This window comes from Algoriphagus sp., from assembly GCF_046296635.1.
In the GTDB taxonomy this organism is placed as follows: domain Bacteria; phylum Bacteroidota; class Bacteroidia; order Cytophagales; family Cyclobacteriaceae; genus Algoriphagus.
Genome location: NZ_JBKBKZ010000001.1, coordinates 458,549 through 474,703 on the forward strand (window position 1 = coordinate 458,549; position 16,155 = coordinate 474,703).

General features: G+C 40.1%; 12 protein-coding genes. 1 reads left to right on the top strand and 11 read right to left on the bottom strand.

Annotation, left to right across the window (positions count from 1 at the left end):
* Positions 1-12: 12 nt before the first annotated feature.
* From ACK4HU_RS02100 to ACK4HU_RS02140, 9 genes are all read right to left on the bottom strand, one after another.
* On the bottom strand, positions 13-2,475 hold the full coding sequence (locus ACK4HU_RS02100; protein WP_409803179.1) for a PIG-L family deacetylase: 2,463 nt from the start codon (positions 2,473-2,475) through the stop codon (positions 13-15).
* A gap of 90 nt (positions 2,476-2,565) precedes the next feature.
* Positions 2,566-3,684: an acyloxyacyl hydrolase gene (locus tag ACK4HU_RS02105; RefSeq protein WP_409803180.1), complete on the bottom strand. Its 1,119-nt coding sequence runs from the start codon at positions 3,682-3,684 to the stop codon at positions 2,566-2,568.
* 136 nt (positions 3,685-3,820) lie between these two features.
* Positions 3,821-5,029 (bottom strand): tetratricopeptide repeat protein, encoded by a 1,209-nt coding sequence (locus ACK4HU_RS02110; protein ID WP_409803181.1) that lies wholly within the window; start codon positions 5,027-5,029, stop codon positions 3,821-3,823.
* 30 nt (positions 5,030-5,059) lie between these two features.
* A complete protein-coding gene (gene gyrA, locus ACK4HU_RS02115) occupies positions 5,060-7,579 on the bottom strand; it encodes a DNA gyrase subunit A (protein ID WP_409803182.1) in 2,520 nt (839 codons plus the stop codon).
* 93 nt (positions 7,580-7,672) lie between these two features.
* On the bottom strand, positions 7,673-8,692 hold the full coding sequence (locus ACK4HU_RS02120; RefSeq protein WP_409803183.1) for a hypothetical protein: 1,020 nt from the start codon (positions 8,690-8,692) through the stop codon (positions 7,673-7,675).
* Between the two features lie 100 nt (positions 8,693-8,792).
* Positions 8,793-9,284, bottom strand: coding sequence for a hypothetical protein (locus ACK4HU_RS02125; RefSeq protein ID WP_409803184.1), 492 nt, complete (start codon positions 9,282-9,284; stop codon positions 8,793-8,795).
* A gap of 120 nt (positions 9,285-9,404) precedes the next feature.
* Complete coding sequence (rpe, locus tag ACK4HU_RS02130; RefSeq protein WP_409803185.1) at positions 9,405-10,055, bottom strand: ribulose-phosphate 3-epimerase; 651 nt, start codon at positions 10,053-10,055, stop codon at positions 9,405-9,407.
* 55 nt (positions 10,056-10,110) lie between these two features.
* Positions 10,111-11,778: a S8 family serine peptidase gene (locus ACK4HU_RS02135; RefSeq protein ID WP_409803186.1), complete on the bottom strand. Its 1,668-nt coding sequence runs from the start codon at positions 11,776-11,778 to the stop codon at positions 10,111-10,113.
* Positions 11,765-12,454: a hypothetical protein gene (locus tag ACK4HU_RS02140; RefSeq protein WP_409803187.1), complete on the bottom strand. Its 690-nt coding sequence runs from the start codon at positions 12,452-12,454 to the stop codon at positions 11,765-11,767. Before ACK4HU_RS02140 ends, ACK4HU_RS02135 begins: the two co-directional genes overlap by 14 nt.
* Before the next feature lie 132 nt (positions 12,455-12,586).
* Between ACK4HU_RS02140 and ACK4HU_RS02145 the strand changes: the two genes are divergently transcribed.
* Positions 12,587-13,207, top strand: a complete 621-nt coding sequence (locus ACK4HU_RS02145; protein WP_409803188.1) for a phosphoribosylanthranilate isomerase — start codon at positions 12,587-12,589, stop codon at positions 13,205-13,207.
* A gap of 206 nt (positions 13,208-13,413) precedes the next feature.
* On the opposite strand, the gene ACK4HU_RS02150 is transcribed toward ACK4HU_RS02145, so the two are convergent.
* Positions 13,414-14,364, bottom strand: a complete 951-nt coding sequence (locus ACK4HU_RS02150) for an aldo/keto reductase (RefSeq protein WP_409803189.1) — start codon at positions 14,362-14,364, stop codon at positions 13,414-13,416.
* Between the two features lie 64 nt (positions 14,365-14,428).
* Positions 14,429-15,832 carry an epimerase gene (locus tag ACK4HU_RS02155; RefSeq protein WP_409803190.1) on the bottom strand — a complete coding sequence of 468 codons (1,404 nt, stop codon included), beginning with the start codon at positions 15,830-15,832 and terminating at the stop codon, positions 14,429-14,431.
* Positions 15,833-16,155: the final 323 nt, after the last annotated feature.

A 16,155-nucleotide genomic window follows, 5' to 3' on the forward strand; every position in this document is an offset into this window, starting at 1 on the left:
TTTTCCTCCATTTTACTGCTCAATTAGATTGATGAATAATTTGATTGCTCCGGGAACCCCAGCTGGTAATTGCCTGAAAAATGAAATTCCGGAGTAAACAAAAGTACCGTTTCCATATTTACCGACAATCAAAGATCCCTTGCTCGCAGGTTCATCCGGGTCCTGCATGGATAAAGGCGTTTGGTAAGCTGGATCAATTGCTGTGGCAAAGTAAAGTCCCCGTTCCTGAACCCAACCTTTGAAATCCTCCTCTTTCACTTGATTAGGTAAAGTAAGTACCGGACTCGACCAATCTGCTATAACAGGTGATCCCTGAACTGCTACCCGATCTCGACCGATTGTGAATGGATAGGGTCCTATCTGACTAGTCAAAAGGGGCGAACTTGTATTGTATTGAACAATCAGATTTCCTCCCGACCTCACATAACCCATGAGTACTTGCTGGTTTGCAGCCAAAGTTTCATTGGTATTATATGCTCGTATTCCGACTACGAGTGCCTTAAATTGACTCAAATAATCCACTGAATAGTCTTCCGGTCCAATCATGGTTACTTTATATCCCAAGGAAGACAATACTCCAGGTACATCATCACCTGCACCGGGAATGTATCCGATTTTTTCACCTGAAAGCTTCCAATCAGCTTGAATCAAATTAAATGAAGCAGGACTGAAATAGGTCAGGTTAGGAATATGCTTGTAGGAAATCGACTTAGTAAGTTGATTAAAGCTTTTGCCATCAGGTGTAGTAAACCTAGCTGTTACAGTTTTCTTTCCAACTCCATTGGGTAAAAAGGCAACTTTGTAAACTCTCCGTTTTTGTAGGGCTATATCTTCAACGCTTAAAATCCGATACTGGGCACTATCCAATCCTTCAAAACTCAGCTCACCTTCTAAGTATTGATCTCGGAAGCTAACTGTCACGGCTAATGTCGGATCAGCGCCTGAGATTAGAAAAACATTTTCCTTCGAAACCGTCAAATCCACCTCAGGAACAATCACAAAAGGCTGTTTGACTTCTCCATCAACAGGGTCATTAAACTTATATTTTAAAGGAATGGAAACAATAAACGGTTGATTCCCAATACTAAATGATAAATCTCCTGCGGTCGTTTTATCATTAAACGGCATCCCAATCTGATCTTGATTTTGGACATCGTATAAGGCACCGTCGATTGGATTCTCCAGCCAATAAGGTTGAGAATAATTGGTGCCTGTAGGAATTTTAACTGTTACTGGGATTCTTAGCGTCTTGTTATCTTTAAGTTCATCAGAACTGCCATTGAATAAGGTCTCACCAACAGAAATGCTGATTCCATTCACCCCTACTCCAGACGGGTTATTAAGCACTAATTCTGCATTAATTGATTCACCGGGGAAACCTATTTCTTTTCGGATATTAAACTCGAATTCCATACCCATCGCATTAAATATGGCTTGGTCGAGCTTTACTATTTTCTCATTCACCCAAGATTCTTTGCTTTGAAGTCCTCTCAGCGAAGCTCTCAAAGTCAGTAGGCTGGGTATGTTTTTCTCAGGTTGAACAAAGTCAAACTTTGAAATCAATTGTTCGATACTAAGTTTGATTTCTTTCCCTCCCTTGATTGTCTCCCATCGATCCGCTACTCCTTCAAAAGGACCCTGAGCGTAATCCTCGCCATCTACGAGTTGGATGAAATCCTTTGCATCGCCTGTTCCTGCTGTCGCACCAAAACCCTGTGATTTGTGCATAGTTCTGCTGTCTGCGGCGATTTGGTGATAGGTCTCTCCTAGCAGAGGATCATATCCACCCACTTGGAATACATGATATTTTTTACCCTCTTCCGGCTGAAATTCCCCCTGAAAATTGTAAGCATTGAAGAAAATACGCTTCGGCTGCCAAGGTTTAACCCAATTCAATTGCTCGGGAAATGCATCTGATTTTCCGGCAAGCCGAAAAGCTTCTCCTGCCAAGATTGCAGAAGTGGTGTGATGTCCATGAGTCACTCCGGGAATCGTATTGAATCGAGTAATGATGATATCCGGTTGAAACTTACGGATAACCCAAACTACGTCCGCCAAAACCTTTTCTTTCTCCCAGTTTTGAAGTGTTTCTGTCGGATTTTTACTATAACCAAAATCCATCGCTCTAGTAAAAAACTGCCTTCCTCCATCAGTTTCACGCGCTTTGATCAACTCCTGAGTTCTAATTTGTCCTAAATCAATCCCCAGTTCTTTCCCGATGAGATTTTGCCCTCCATCCCCTCGTGTGAGGCTGAGATAAGCCACTTCCGCATGTTCACCATTTACCAAATAGGCGATGAGGCGCGTATTTTCATCATCCGGATGCGCTGCAATGTACAGGACTCTTTTACTCTCCTTAAGTTGAAGTAATTGATGATAGATTTGAGAGGAAGGAATAGACTGCGCAAATGACAGATGACCAATTAGGCCGAAAAATAAGAGTACAAACGCTTGAAGTGCCTTAGGTTTGATCATGATTGATTTTAATTGACGAAGAAAGCTATCTGAATCCATAGGGAAATAAAAATATTTTGTGATTAATGGAAGAATTTCAAGACGGCTAACTCACCTTTTTCCCAGAATTGTATAGCCTAAAGTAAATTCAAAAAAATCTGCCTTTGCTTTATGTGCTTTGATTTGCATTCCAGCTGACAGGTTATTGTTGAATCGATACCTCGCTCCGACTCGCTCATAAAACCAAGAGATCTCTTGATTCAACTCATTACGATACAAATATGCACCTAATCCAATCGGTACAAATATCCGTTCCGTGAGTTGCCATTCCCATGTACCAACGATAGCAAGAGAGGTTTGATCCTTGAATGAAAAAGATTGTTCAGGAAACCGTAATCTCATTCCTTGAGCCCAAAATAAATCCATGCCTAATCCAAGCCGATATTTATAGGCAGGTTCTACCAAATAATTCAATCCCAAACCACCCCTGAAATAGGTCGGATCTCCAATTTCATAATTTCGAATTCCGGTATATAAGGCCAAATTCCAAAAAGACTTAAGCGTTTTTTTTGGAACATCAAGTGAATTTGAAGGTATAGAATTGATATCTCCGAGCTTGATGTTCATCGAAAGATTGAGTGGAAAGAGATTTATCCCAGCATTTGGCTTTTTTGCGGCACCGTTAGAAAAATGCTTCAAACCCAAGCTTGCTTGAAAATCTGTCCGTTCAGAAATTTTGAATCTGGAAGAAAAACCCAGATTAATGTATCCATTTACTCTTGAACCTATGTATTTATTAGCAGGATTTGCAAGTGAATCGTAAGGTTTGAGGTTAAACCCTACTCCTAGCTGTGTGAAGTACCCAAAACTTACACGTCTATTCAGGCCTTTGATTGAAAAAGGAATTTCCATAAATCCATATATGGATTGAGGCATGCCGATTTCCTCATAGTTTTTAAGGGTAGAATTAAATCCGAAACCCATAGTCGGGTAGCGGTAAAGGTAATTAAAAGTGGTATTTGATATTTTCCTCCAGCCAATCTGAAAATCGAGGGCTTTATAATCAACTGCATCCTTTATCTCTTTTCCCCAGTCAGTTCCATTACTTATTAAGGGTCCAGTTTCATATGAAAAGCTAATTGACTTTTGAAATTTTACTTCTTGAGCGAAAAGCAAATTAAACCAAAGAGATAAGGCTAAAGAGCTCCAAATTCTATTCTGAATATTCATTAATCGTCTTCTGATCACTTAGGTACAGAAAAGTATTTATAACTGAAAATAAAAACAAACTTCAAAATACCGGTCGAGCAACTTGCGCAAAAAAAAAGCCAACGCGAAGGTTGGCCTTTTATAAGTGTTTTTGATTTTAGTTTTCCTGCCAGTTGGCACCCAGAAGCTCGGTTAATTTCTTATCCAAAGCTTCCACCTCTGCAGTATTCTTTAATCTATAATGAACCTGATAGAGAATAACCATAATATCTGTATTCTCAGGTCTAATCTTAGAAGCTGCAGCAAAATATTGAGCCGCTTGCTTGTAATTCTCATCGGCTTTTTTACCAACGATTGGAGATTGCTTTTCCCACTCCGCATCAGACAAGTCATTAAGCGTGTTTAGCATTTTAGTTGCCTGCTCAAGCAATAGGGCTCCGGTATAATAATTTCCTTCAAAGAAATTCGGATCTACTTCTACCGTCTTTTTGTAGTCCGCGAGTCCCCCTTCGAGATCCCCAGCTTGCTCTTTCAAATAACCAGATCTCAAAAGAAGACCAGTATTATTCGGATCGTTTGCAAGTGCATCTTTGATCTGAGCCATAGCTTCATCCATTTTGTTGAGTTGAAGCAAAAGCTGTATTTCGTATTCCGCAAGTACCTTATCTGTTGGATATTCCTCTTTCGCTTTAGCTACCAAATCAAAAGCCGCTTCAGGATTTTTGTCTTCAGTACTTAAAATCTGAACTAGGAAATAATAAGTATTGAGCTTATTGTATTCAGGAACTTCAAGAAGATAATTGAAGTGTCTCTTAGCATCCTCATATCTTCCAAGATCATTTGCCAAGAATGCAGCATTGTAGTGGATTGTAGTGTCTTTGAGATCTATTTCTCCTGCCATGTTGAAAAACTCATAGGCCATCTCAGGATCATCATCTGAATAACGCTCGATTCCTTTGTCAAAAGCAAGGTTTTTCAATGTGTAAATTGAATAAGGGCGTAGGTTATCAGGCACTCCTGGAAGGTCATCCTCGTAAATTAGCTTTCCTACACCAGCAGATTTATTACCACCTGCCATTTCTAAAGCTTTTTTGAAAGTTCCAAGTGCAGCTTCCCCTAGTTTCACTGTCTCCATAGTGTTGGAGGAATCAGCACCAAAGATTTTAGACTCTATTTTGGCTTTAAGAAAATGGGTTGCAGGATCGCCACCTGTCTCCGGGTTAGCAGTTGCTGCATCAATAGAAGTTAGAGCAGTACGCAGGTCTCCGGATTTAAATCCTTTTTCTGCATCTCTAACTACTTTTTTTTGTCCAAAAGCAAGGGTAGTTGCCCCAAGCAGGACCATTGAGAGAATTAGCTTTTTCATTCGCGTTTTTATCTTGTTTTTGTTTGGTTATTAGGTTGTTTCTTCCGGTGTTTCAGAAGCTCCGTCTTCAGTGTCAGGAGATTCTGGAGTTTCAATTTCTTCTTCTCTGGAGATTTTCTCCACTGAAGAAATTTCATCACCTTCTCCTACTCTGATCAACTTCACTCCTTGGGTTGCCCGACCCATTACTCTTAACTGATCCATGGAAATTCTAATCGTAATTCCGGACTTATTGATGATCATAAGATCGTCTGAGTCAGTTACTTGTTTGATTGCAACTAATGCTCCGGTTTTATCCGTGACATTCATTGCTTTCACACCTTTTCCACCTCGATTTGTAATTCTGTACTCTTCAAGATCGGAACGTTTTCCATAACCTTTTTCAGAGACTACCAACAGAGATGCATTTTCCTCTGAGGCACAAACCATGCCAATGACATAATCTTTATCTTGATTTAACGTTATGGCCTTCACGCCTGTGGCAGTCCTTCCCATTGGACGAACTGCAGACTCAGGGAAGTGAATTGCTCGGCCTGATTTTGCAGCGATTACAATGTGCTGACGACCATTAGTCATGTTGACATTGACCAACTGATCATCCTCTCTGATATTCAATGCGATGATACCATTGGTACGAGGGCGGCTATATTGCTCAAGGGTAGTTTTCTTAATGATTCCCTTTTTGGTGATCATCACCAAGAAGTGATTATTGAGGTAATCCTGATCTGCCAGGCTTTCCACTTGAATGATTGATCTGATTTTATCATCAGACTCAATATTGATCAAATTTTGAATTGGGCGACCCTTGGAGGTTTTGGACCCTTCTGGAATTGCATAGGTTTTCAGCCAGAATAATTTCCCTTTGTCTGTAAAAATCAAAAGGTAATTGTGCGTAGAAGCGGTAAACAGATATTCTGTAAAATCATCCTCTTTGGTACTGACCCCTTTGGAGCCAACTCCTCCTCTACCTTGAGTTCTGTATTCTGTCAGTGCAGTACGCTTGACGTATCCCTGATGAGAAACGGTGATCACCACTTCTTCATTTGGAATCATATCTTCATAACTGAAATCTTCCGCATTGTGCTCAATCTCAGTACGGCGATCATCCGCATATCTATCCCTTACTTCCTGAAGTTCAGTTTTGATGATTTCCATCCGCTTGTCCTCATTGGCAAGAATTTCTTTCAATTCCTCAATCAAAGCCATGATCTCTTTGTACTCCTGGATAATCTTATCACGCTCCATGCCGGTAAGGCGTTGCAATCTCATATCGAGGATTGCACGAGCTTGAATTTCGCTGAGTTCAAATCGCTCCATTAAGCCATTCCTAGCTGATTCCGGATCCGGTGAACTTCTAATCAAGGAAATGACCTCATCCAAGTGATCGAGAGCAATCAAATAACCTTGTAAGATGTGTGCTCTTTTTTCTGCTTCTCTTAACTCATACTCCGTTCTTCTGACAACCACCTCATGTCGGTGAGCGACATAGTGAACGATAAGATCTTTGAGATTTAAGGTGTAAGGTCGGCCTTTGACCAAGGCCACATTATTAACTGAGAAGGAAGTCTGAAGTGCAGTGTGTTTGTAAAGGTTATTCAAAACCACACTGGATATTGCATCTCTTTTTAATTCATAGACAACTCGCATTCCTGATCTATCCGATTCATCACGAATAGCAGAGATACCGTCTATTTTCTTTTCATTAATTAAGGCAGCGGTTTTCTCCACCATATTTGCCTTGTTGACCATGTATGGAATCTCCGTGATCACAATCATTTCCCGATTGCCACCGTCTTTGATTTCTATATTGGCTTTACCACGAACTACGATTCGACCTCTACCTGTTTCGAATGCTGCTTTCACACCATTGTAACCGTAGATAATACCTCCTGTTGGGAAATCAGGTGCTATGATGAACTTCATCAACTCAGCAATGGTGATATCCTTGTTTTCGATATATGCCACGATTCCGTCAATTACCTCACCCAAATTGTGAGGAGCCATGTTAGTGGCCATGCCCACTGCAATTCCGGAAGCTCCATTCAAGAGCAAAGCAGGAACCTTAGCAGGAAGAACGGTTGGTTCTTTAAGGGAGTCATCAAAGTTGAATTGGAAATCAACAGTTTCCTTATTGATGTCTACCAGTAATTCTTCAGCGATTCGCTTTAGTCTAGCCTCGGTGTAACGCATCGCCGCTGGATTATCTCCATCGATCGAACCAAAGTTACCCTGACCGTCTACCATGGTATATCGTAAAGACCAATCTTGGGCCATACGCACCATTGTTTCGTAAACAGCTGAATCACCATGAGGGTGGTATTTACCTAATACCTCACCGACGATTCTTGCAGACTTTTTATGTGGTTTGTTGTGTAATACTCCAAGTTCCTGCATCCCATAGAGGATACGCCGGTGAACTGGTTTGAGTCCGTCTCGGACATCTGGAAGTGCTCTGGAAACAATGACCGACATCGAATAATCGATGTAGGCACCACGCATTTCCTCTTCAATATTTATTGGGATTATGTTCTCGTTTTCTCCTTGAGCCATATACTGCTAATTCGGGGTCGATTAAGGCTGCAAGATAGTAAAAACTGCAAGGTTTCGAAAGTCCAATTCAAACCTTATGCTGGGTCAATCATATTAATACCATTGGCCCACTTTTCTGTTTTGCATGTTAAAAATTGAACTTCCTCTAAATTCAATTCCATTGTGCATGTGCTTCATGACAACGCCACATCCTTGGATTTTGCATCGTTTGGTACCCGGAATCTTGATAGCCATACCTGCTTGTAAGGCATAAACGTTTTGGTCAATATTTTGGAATTCAGAAAAATCAGCTGCCGCATAAGTGAATTTCCTAAACTCTGCCCCTCCCTTCAAAAAGAATTTAGCATATTCTGAAAAATCATATTCAACCCGCATTGACAGCCCATAATAAGGATCTCCCGATACTGCCAATCTGGGCACGTAGGGAACAGACCCTTGTAAAAGTTCTTGATCTATCGAACTTTTCAATTTCATACTTCCATATTCTCCCTCCAATAGAAATCGCCAAGGGTAATTTTGTCTGGCTCGCTGTCTAAGTTCAGATTGCATGTAGAGGTTGTTTGAACTATACCTTCTATACTTCCACTTCAAGACGCTTTGGCGACGCTTAGCATCATATAATACCAAGCCTACAGTCACATATTGTTTGCTTAACTGATATGAGGCTCCTTCGAAAGGAAATTCAAAATCATTACCTCTCATCGGTGTTAGCTTTCCCCACTCCCTACCAAAACCTCCTCCAATCGTCAGTAAATTGAAAAGATTGATTCTAACACCTCCATTGATTATCGGGACAATCCATCCATCACTCGAAATTGAAAGTGTGTCCTGAAGAGAAAATCCAGAATTTTGAAAATTTTGATATTGTGTAATCGGGTAAAGAGAAGGGTTTTCAGAATAAAAGTTGGTGCCTATCTGATGGTATGCTGCACCCGTGGACACCTCCAAAGAAAACATTTCTATGAGGTTCCGAAACGTATTACCTACTCCGGATTCACTTTTTGGATTTTTGGCTTTAGAACTTATCCCAAAAATATCGTCGTCCTGAGCTTGAGTTGGAACTAAAAAAAATATAAAAACAATCAATAGTAGATAGAGTCTTCGGTCGGTCATGACTTGATAACGATAAACTGATTAAGATGGTGTGAAAATAAAAAAAGAAGCCTCTTTTTTAGGAAGCTTCTTCAAATCTTTTGCCAATCGAAAGATTAATTTATTTTTCTACTGCACCATCTACTTTTTCTTTCATCTGGGCTACCAATTGATCCAATTTTTCTTTCAAAGCGGGATCTTCCTTGATCGCTCCATTTACTTTATTATAGATAGAGACACCTAGCACTGCATCATCCTTTATCAGTTCAGTTTTGTATTCAACAACAATCTTCTGAAGGGAATCCTGAAATTCCTTAATTTCCGTATATGCGGCTCTTTCTGCATCTGTCAAATTAATTGCAGCCTCTTTGTCAGCATCTCCCCAAGCAGCCTTTATTTCATTATATCTCGCCCCTCCATCAATTACCTCATTGTTGAGAATCATATCCTTCAATTCCTCGGTCTTTTTATCAACAAACTCAGAAGTCATCACCTCTACAGTAGCGAATTTCTTCAGATCTTCATCTGTAACAGCCTCTCCGGCAGTTTCTTGAGCAAATCCTGCCAAACTCATTCCTCCAAAAAGGAGCAAAAACATCCAAGTCTTTTTCATAATCATTGTGGTTTTAATAAGAACAACTTGCAATAAATGGCACCACAAGGAAGGAAGCAAGTTAAAAAGTACTTTTTAAGGTATTTTATGATAAACGGTAGGTAGCCTAAATCATAAGTCTTACAAAGACTTAAGTTCAGATATGGTTTGCTGAGGATCTTTAGAACTGAACACAAAGCTTCCAGCTACTAGAATATCAGCACCTGCTTCGATCAGTTTTGGGGCATTTTCTAGGTTTACTCCACCATCAATTTCAATCTTAGCGGATGATCCTTTTTTCAAAATCAATTCTTTAAGTCTTGAAACCTTTTCGTAAGTATTTTGAATAAACTTCTGTCCACCAAAACCTGGGTTGACTGACATCAAGCACACCAAGTCAATATCTCCAATGATTTCTTCTAAAAGTACTATTGAAGTGTGTGGGTTGATCGCTACTCCAGCCTTCGCTCCTAAGGCATGAATACCCTGCACCGTACGATGCAAATGAGGACAAGCCTCATAATGAACAGATATAATTTCGGCCCCGGCATTCCGAATAGACTCCAGGTAATTATCCGGATTGACTATCATCAAATGAACGTCAAGTGGCTTTCGAGCATGCTTGTAAATTGCCTCAGTCACAGGGATTCCGAAAGAAATATTCGGCACGAAAACCCCATCCATAATGTCCACATGAATAAAATCCGCTTCGGAGGAATTCAGCATTTCCACCTCCTTTTGGAGATTTGCAAAATCAGCGGCAAGAATTGAAGGGGCAATTAAAGTGGGCATAGCGTGGTTTTTAATTTCACAAATCAAATGAAATTTTTCTCAAACATGAGAACAATCACCGCCTTAATAATTTGGTTTGCTTGATATAGGCACCTTCTCTCATTTGAATCAGATACAAACCAGCCTTTATTCCATTGAGTTGCACTTGGTAGGGCAACTTTGCGCTGCTTCGTGACAATTCTGCATTGATTAAAGTCTTTCCAGTCATATCAATCAACTCGAAGGTACTTTGCAGTCCGGTTCCAAAGTGAATCGAAACCTCATCAGACACCAAAGGATTTGGATATACCTTCCATTCAATTTCAACATCTTCCTCCACGGAAAGAATCTCTCCATATAATGCTTGAAAAAAGTTTGGAATGCCATATCCCAATAGGTTGTCCGGATTTTTATATTGGGTTGCGCTGCGAAGTAAATTCTCAATCAATTCATCTTTTTTCCACTCAGGTTTGGCTTGCCATAGTCCAGCAGCCAAAGCGGTAATCTGTGGGGCTGAGAATGAAGTGCCGGTGGACGCACCTACTGTGCCGTTAGATCGGACCAAGACAGGAGATCCTCCGAATGCCACTAATTCAGGCTTCAATCTTCCATCACCTGTTGGTCCTTGAGAACTAAAACCAGATCGGGATAAATCTGAATTTACAGAACCAACAGAAAGAATTCCTTTTGCATCTGCTGGGGCTACGAGACTAGACACTCCTCTATTGCCGTAATTTCCCACACTGTTTACAATCAAGATCCCTTTTTGGGCTGCTATAGTAGCCCCTTTTGTAATTACAGCGGTTTTCCCGTCCAAGTCTTTTACTGTATAATCCATCGAAGGATCATCAAAATCCCAATAACCAACCGAACTATTGATAATATCTACACCCAGACTATCGGCATATTCCGCGCCACGAACCCAGTTGAATTCTTCCACTCGATATTCGGTGGCCACTTCTTCGGTAATCACCAAAATGTAATTTGAATCAAAGGCACCAGAAACGAGTTTTGAAGGTTCATTAGCTGCAATCAAGGATAGTACATTTGTACCATGTTGATTATCCATGAAAACTCCCGAGTTCCATGGCCTTACAAAATCTCGCTGTCCGACAATCTGATTTTTCGTGAATAAATGAGCAAAAGGAGAAGCTGTATTCGTCCCAGGAAATCCCGCATCAAAAACCGCAATTGTTACGCCTTTTCCAGTGAAACCTTCTGCATGCATTTTGTCAATGCCAATCAATTGGTTTTGAAAGTCATAATTATTGTTCGATATATTCAACTCTCGAGTGTTCAGCTTAGGGCTTTCACAGTTAGTTTCTAAGGTCACAGAAGCGTAAACTTTATATTGGATTCTTGCCCCCGGATTAGGTAAAAAATTCTTTGCTACCAATTCAACTTTCTCTACAAAAGGCAAAGATTTCAATTCTGCTACTCCAGCCGCATTTGTTACCAAAATCGCTGCATTCATCCATTTGCTTGAATACAGCATGTAATTTGCAATTTTTGACACCTCACTGAGGTATTTGCCAGATACAGGTAAATCCAAACTATCAGCCTGAATACCCTCTCGACTTCTTCTTTGCAGTGCTTTTTGTGTTAAAAATTGCTGGGGATTTTGAAGCGAAAGGGTTGTTTGAGGCTTGTATTTAAAATATACCGCATAGCGATCTTGAGCCTTTGATACAAAGCCAACTAACATCAAAATTAAAAGTCCAAATCCAAATTTAATTTGTCTCATATCCTACTAATTTCAAATGAGTTTTGCGCCCTCCATTAATCAATTGCTGACCTATGCAATCATTCCTTGAACAATAAGTGATCACTTCCGCATATTGTTCAATTAGACCAACACCTTTCCCAAAAACATCATATCGAATATCTCGAATAGTGATTTTATCATCCAAGTCCTCTTGATTAACTCGCACTGCAGTGATACTTTCAAAACCAGGAATCATTGGTGGATCAACTCGGACAATTTCAAAATCATCATTGCCTTCTGCTTGGTAGACTTTACCATTCCAAATCCGACCAACATTTGGAGGGAAAACCAAAGCAACTATCGATTCATTATTTATAGTTCTAAGTAGAATATTGTCTCTGTAAATCATGGTGTATTCCAGTTCCAAGGCCCAATTCTGACGGTTAGAGGATTTAGACCTTTCCACAATAAAAGTTATTTCATTTTGTGCATTCAAATACGAGGTCCGAATTCTATCTCGATAGAAAAACTTCTTGGTTTCGGAGTCATTTTCACCAAAAAAAATGGTCTCATCTACCTCATATATCCAAAAGAAACCAAGTCCCAAAGGCTGGTAGTCTTGCTCCAGTTCCAAGCTAGGCACTTCTTTTTCCTGATCACATGCAGAAAATAGCACGATAAGGGCAATTGCAAGAATTGGTAAAGGTTTTAGCATACTTAAAATTAAAAATTAAAAATACATTCATTTTTTCGCTCGGGATAAAAATTTAGGTTTTTTTAGATGCTGCTCATTTACTTTTCTGGGAAAAAAGCCCTGCTTACCTTAGCGATTCATTCAAATACAATCATGGCACTAACAACTTTTGTAAAAATAAACAGCGTCACAAACCTTACCGATGCCAGATATGGAGCGGGGATGTATGTGGACTTGCTAGGATTTAACCTAGATAGAACAGCCCAAAACTATATCAGTCCGGAGCAATTCAAAGAAATCAGCGGCTGGGTATCCGGTGTGGACTTTGTTGGAGAATTTTCCCATGAAACCAATCCTGCTATTCTTGAAATTCTCAAGAATTACCCTGCCATCAACGGAATTGAATATGACCGAATTGAACCACTAAAAGCTTTTGTTGGCAAGGGCTATACTTTACTATATAAAATGAATCTGGAAGAGGTCAGGCAAATTGAGCCTGAGGTTTCAAATATGCTGGCCGAGTCAGGAATCATTTTTCATATTGTCTCTTTGGAAGAAGTTTTATCGCAGGACGATCTAGAGGTAATTAAGAAATTGGCAAAAAACTGCCGCGTATTACTTGGCACAGGCATCAATCCTGAAAATGTTCAGAAACTGGTAGATGAGCTCGGGATTATTGGAATTTCCCTTAGTGGAAGTGATGAAATCAAACCCGGACTAAAAGACATGGATCAGCTTTCTGAAATTCTTGAAAAATTGGAAAAAGAAGATTAAAAGAAACCTCGACCTTTTCTGGCCGAGGTTATTTTCTTCAATGTATGTACGCTACTTTGACAGAAGCATTTTTACAGACTTAAAATTATCTGAAAACACCAAATGTTGGACTTCATCAGACATCGGACATCGGACACCCGACATCCGGCCCAAAAGAGTTATAAAATTCCCCTAGAAGCAGAAAAACGTATAACTATATTTTTCAATTAACTATCCCACAGATCTGCCAACTTGTACGGACTTTGAGGTCCCGTAAAAAAACTTCCATCAACAAAACGATGTGCTACCCCAATTTTTGCTAAGGCATCCATATCGCTTTGATCCAATTGCAAATCAGCAGCCTTCAAATTGTCAATAATCCGACCTTGATTTACAGATTTGGGAATCACAGCAATGCCTCTTGCAATAGACCAAGCAATTAGTATTTGACCTACACTCACGCCATGTTTTTGAGCTAGTTCGGCTACGGTTGGGTTTTCAAGCAAACTTGGATCGTTTTTGTGTCTATCTGACCGGGAATCCGGAGAACCAAGTGGTGAATAGGCCGTCAACAGAATTCCATTTTCAGTGCAGAATTTTACCAGATTTTGTTGTGGTAAAAATGGATGCAATTCTATTTGATTCATTTCAGGGGCTTCTCCTCCGAAATCGAGGATTTCCTTTAACTTTTTTTGATTGAAATTTGATACTCCAATATGTTTGACCAAACCGGAAGTCTTCTGCTCCTGCATAGCTTCCCATGTTTGAGACAAAGGAACATCATTGTAGGTATAAAACTCCTCTCGATGTGTGGCAAAACCTACTCCAGACTTGAAGGCAATTGGCCAGTGGACGAGGTACAAATCCAAAACATCCAACCTTAGATCACTCAGCGTCTTTTCGAGTGCAGGTTTTACATCTTCATACCGATGGCTGTCGTTCCAAAGTTTGGAAGTCACAAATAATTCTTTTCGTTTGACCAAACCATCAGACATCGCATCTGCGATACCTTGCCCAACTTCGCGTTCATTTTGGTAAATGGCTGCGCAATCAATATGTCGGTAGCCTGCTTCAATTGCCCAGTACACCGCCTGTCTCACTTCACCGGGTTTACTTTTCCATGTTCCTAAACCAAGGATTGGAAGTTTATCTCCGTTTCTAAAAATTAAATTTTTCATAATTCTCTTGATTTCAATAATCTCGTTTGGCTTCTTATTAACTAATGAATCCCCGATCAATTTTCTATCCTTTCTTTTCCAGATATTTTTTGAAACGATTCATTACCCAAAGGTGCAACTTCGCTTGGGTATTTACATATACGAACCAAGGTAATCTTGGGACGAATTCATGAATGGCAGAAATGATGTATCGGCTGTCGAGTACTTCTCTGAACTCCAACCATCCGTAATCAAAACGCTTGACCAACCAACCCCCAGAGATGTAAAATAGTTGCCTTTCATGATCACTTCGGTCAGGAATCATGGTCAATAGAAGCATTGGCTTTTGACCCCACAGCAAATAAAATCCAAGATCCCCATTTGGTGCCACCTTCCCATTGATTAGAAATCTGAAAAAATTGGGAAGCCAAATATTATACCGATTGGCCACCCAAAGTGCGGAATGACGGTTTGTGTTTGGCATGCGCTGAATCGACCGAACTGTATTCTTAACTACCTCGGTCTTTAAAAAAGTTGGCATTTTAGGATAATCAGTTTCTGTCAGAGCAACTTCACAGGCCTTTTCAAAAGATTGATAATCGATTTCTTTTTCTTTGAAAGCCAACTCAGGGGAAACCGTTAAAGTATGTCTTAAGCTTTCCACCAAAGGTGAAACCAGTTGTGGTGGACTATCTCCAAAGATCCCAACCCAAAGTTTAGAAAGTCCGAGAGAAAAAACCGGAACCGAAAATACCAATCGCTTTTTACCCATTGATTTGGCTGTCCGTTCCAGCATATTTCGGTAAGACATCACCTCCGGATTTCCAATTTCAATTGCTTTGCTGTAGACGTTGGGGTTTCCAATGCAACTGTCAATTATGGTTAAGGTGTCTTTTAAGGAAATGGGTTGAGTCAGTGATTCCGTCCATTTAGGACACATCAATACAGGAAGTCTTCTGACTAGATTTTTGATCATATCAAAACTGGAACCTCCGGGACCGACTATGATTGATGCTCTCAGGGCGGTCAGTTTAGCTTTTCTCGAACCCAAGGTTTTCTCAACTTCTAATCGACTTTTCAAGTGTCGGGAAAGTTTTTCCTCTGGTTCATCTGGAAGCAATCCCCCGAGATAGATAATTTGCTTGACCTCATTGAATTGAGCAGCTCTACTGAAATTATCCGCTAATAACAAATCAGTATCTTCAAAACTACCTTGATTGAGCCTAGTGGAAGCATTCATGGAATGGACCAAATAGATTGCTACGTCTACTCCTTTAAGTGCTTCTACTGTTGAGGTAATGGAATAAAGTTCGACCTGTCTCCACTCCACTTCAGGATATGGGTTTTGATCAACTTTTTGCCTGCTCAAAGCCACAAAATTAAATTTGTGTTTGTATTCTTTGATCAACCAGCGACCGATATAGCCTCCCGCACCGGCGATAGCGACGGTGAGTTTTTGATTATCAGGTAAATTATTAAGGTCGGTCATAAAAAATAGGGCTGTGTGTAAGTTAACACAATCAGCCCTTCTCTGTTTTTTTTCAATTTAATTACAGTCATTTCCTAATCTACCCTCTAGTTTATTTTAGACCTTAAATTTGTAAGGAAGGCTTGAAATTACATGCTTCAGTCTTCTGTCTTCGGTCTCCCCTGCCTAACGGCAGGGGTCTTCCAGCTCCTCTGCTATTGAAATTTTGCATTCTATTTGATATGAATGTGTCCATAATTCATTTTGTGTATATCCGCAATTCTGCCAATAGCCAAATTTTATTAAGTTTCACCTCGACTTCGCTCGGTGTCCGTTAGTTTTGC

What these genes read in the sequence shown, in the direction of transcription:
- ACK4HU_RS02140 (WP_409803187.1), bottom strand. Translation starts at nt 12,454, where the DNA reads ATGCTAAAACCTTTACCAATTCTTGCAATTGCCCTTATCGTGCTATTT.
- ACK4HU_RS02100 (WP_409803179.1), bottom strand. Translation starts at nt 2,475, where the DNA reads ATGATCAAACCTAAGGCACTTCAAGCGTTTGTACTCTTATTTTTCGGC.
- ACK4HU_RS02120 (WP_409803183.1), bottom strand. Translation starts at nt 8,692, where the DNA reads ATGACCGACCGAAGACTCTATCTACTATTGATTGTTTTTATATTTTTT.
- ACK4HU_RS02135 (WP_409803186.1), bottom strand. Translation starts at nt 11,778, where the DNA reads ATGAGACAAATTAAATTTGGATTTGGACTTTTAATTTTGATGTTAGTT.
- ACK4HU_RS02125 (WP_409803184.1), bottom strand. Translation starts at nt 9,284, where the DNA reads ATGAAAAAGACTTGGATGTTTTTGCTCCTTTTTGGAGGAATGAGTTTG.
- rpe (WP_409803185.1), bottom strand. Translation starts at nt 10,055, where the DNA reads ATGCCCACTTTAATTGCCCCTTCAATTCTTGCCGCTGATTTTGCAAAT.
- ACK4HU_RS02155 (WP_409803190.1), bottom strand. Translation starts at nt 15,832, where the DNA reads ATGACCGACCTTAATAATTTACCTGATAATCAAAAACTCACCGTCGCT.
- ACK4HU_RS02150 (WP_409803189.1), bottom strand. Translation starts at nt 14,364, where the DNA reads ATGAAAAATTTAATTTTTAGAAACGGAGATAAACTTCCAATCCTTGGT.
- ACK4HU_RS02105 (WP_409803180.1), bottom strand. Translation starts at nt 3,684, where the DNA reads ATGAATATTCAGAATAGAATTTGGAGCTCTTTAGCCTTATCTCTTTGG.
- ACK4HU_RS02110 (WP_409803181.1), bottom strand. Translation starts at nt 5,029, where the DNA reads ATGAAAAAGCTAATTCTCTCAATGGTCCTGCTTGGGGCAACTACCCTT.
- gyrA (WP_409803182.1), bottom strand. Translation starts at nt 7,579, where the DNA reads ATGGCTCAAGGAGAAAACGAGAACATAATCCCAATAAATATTGAAGAG.
- ACK4HU_RS02145 (WP_409803188.1), top strand. Translation starts at nt 12,587, where the DNA reads ATGGCACTAACAACTTTTGTAAAAATAAACAGCGTCACAAACCTTACC.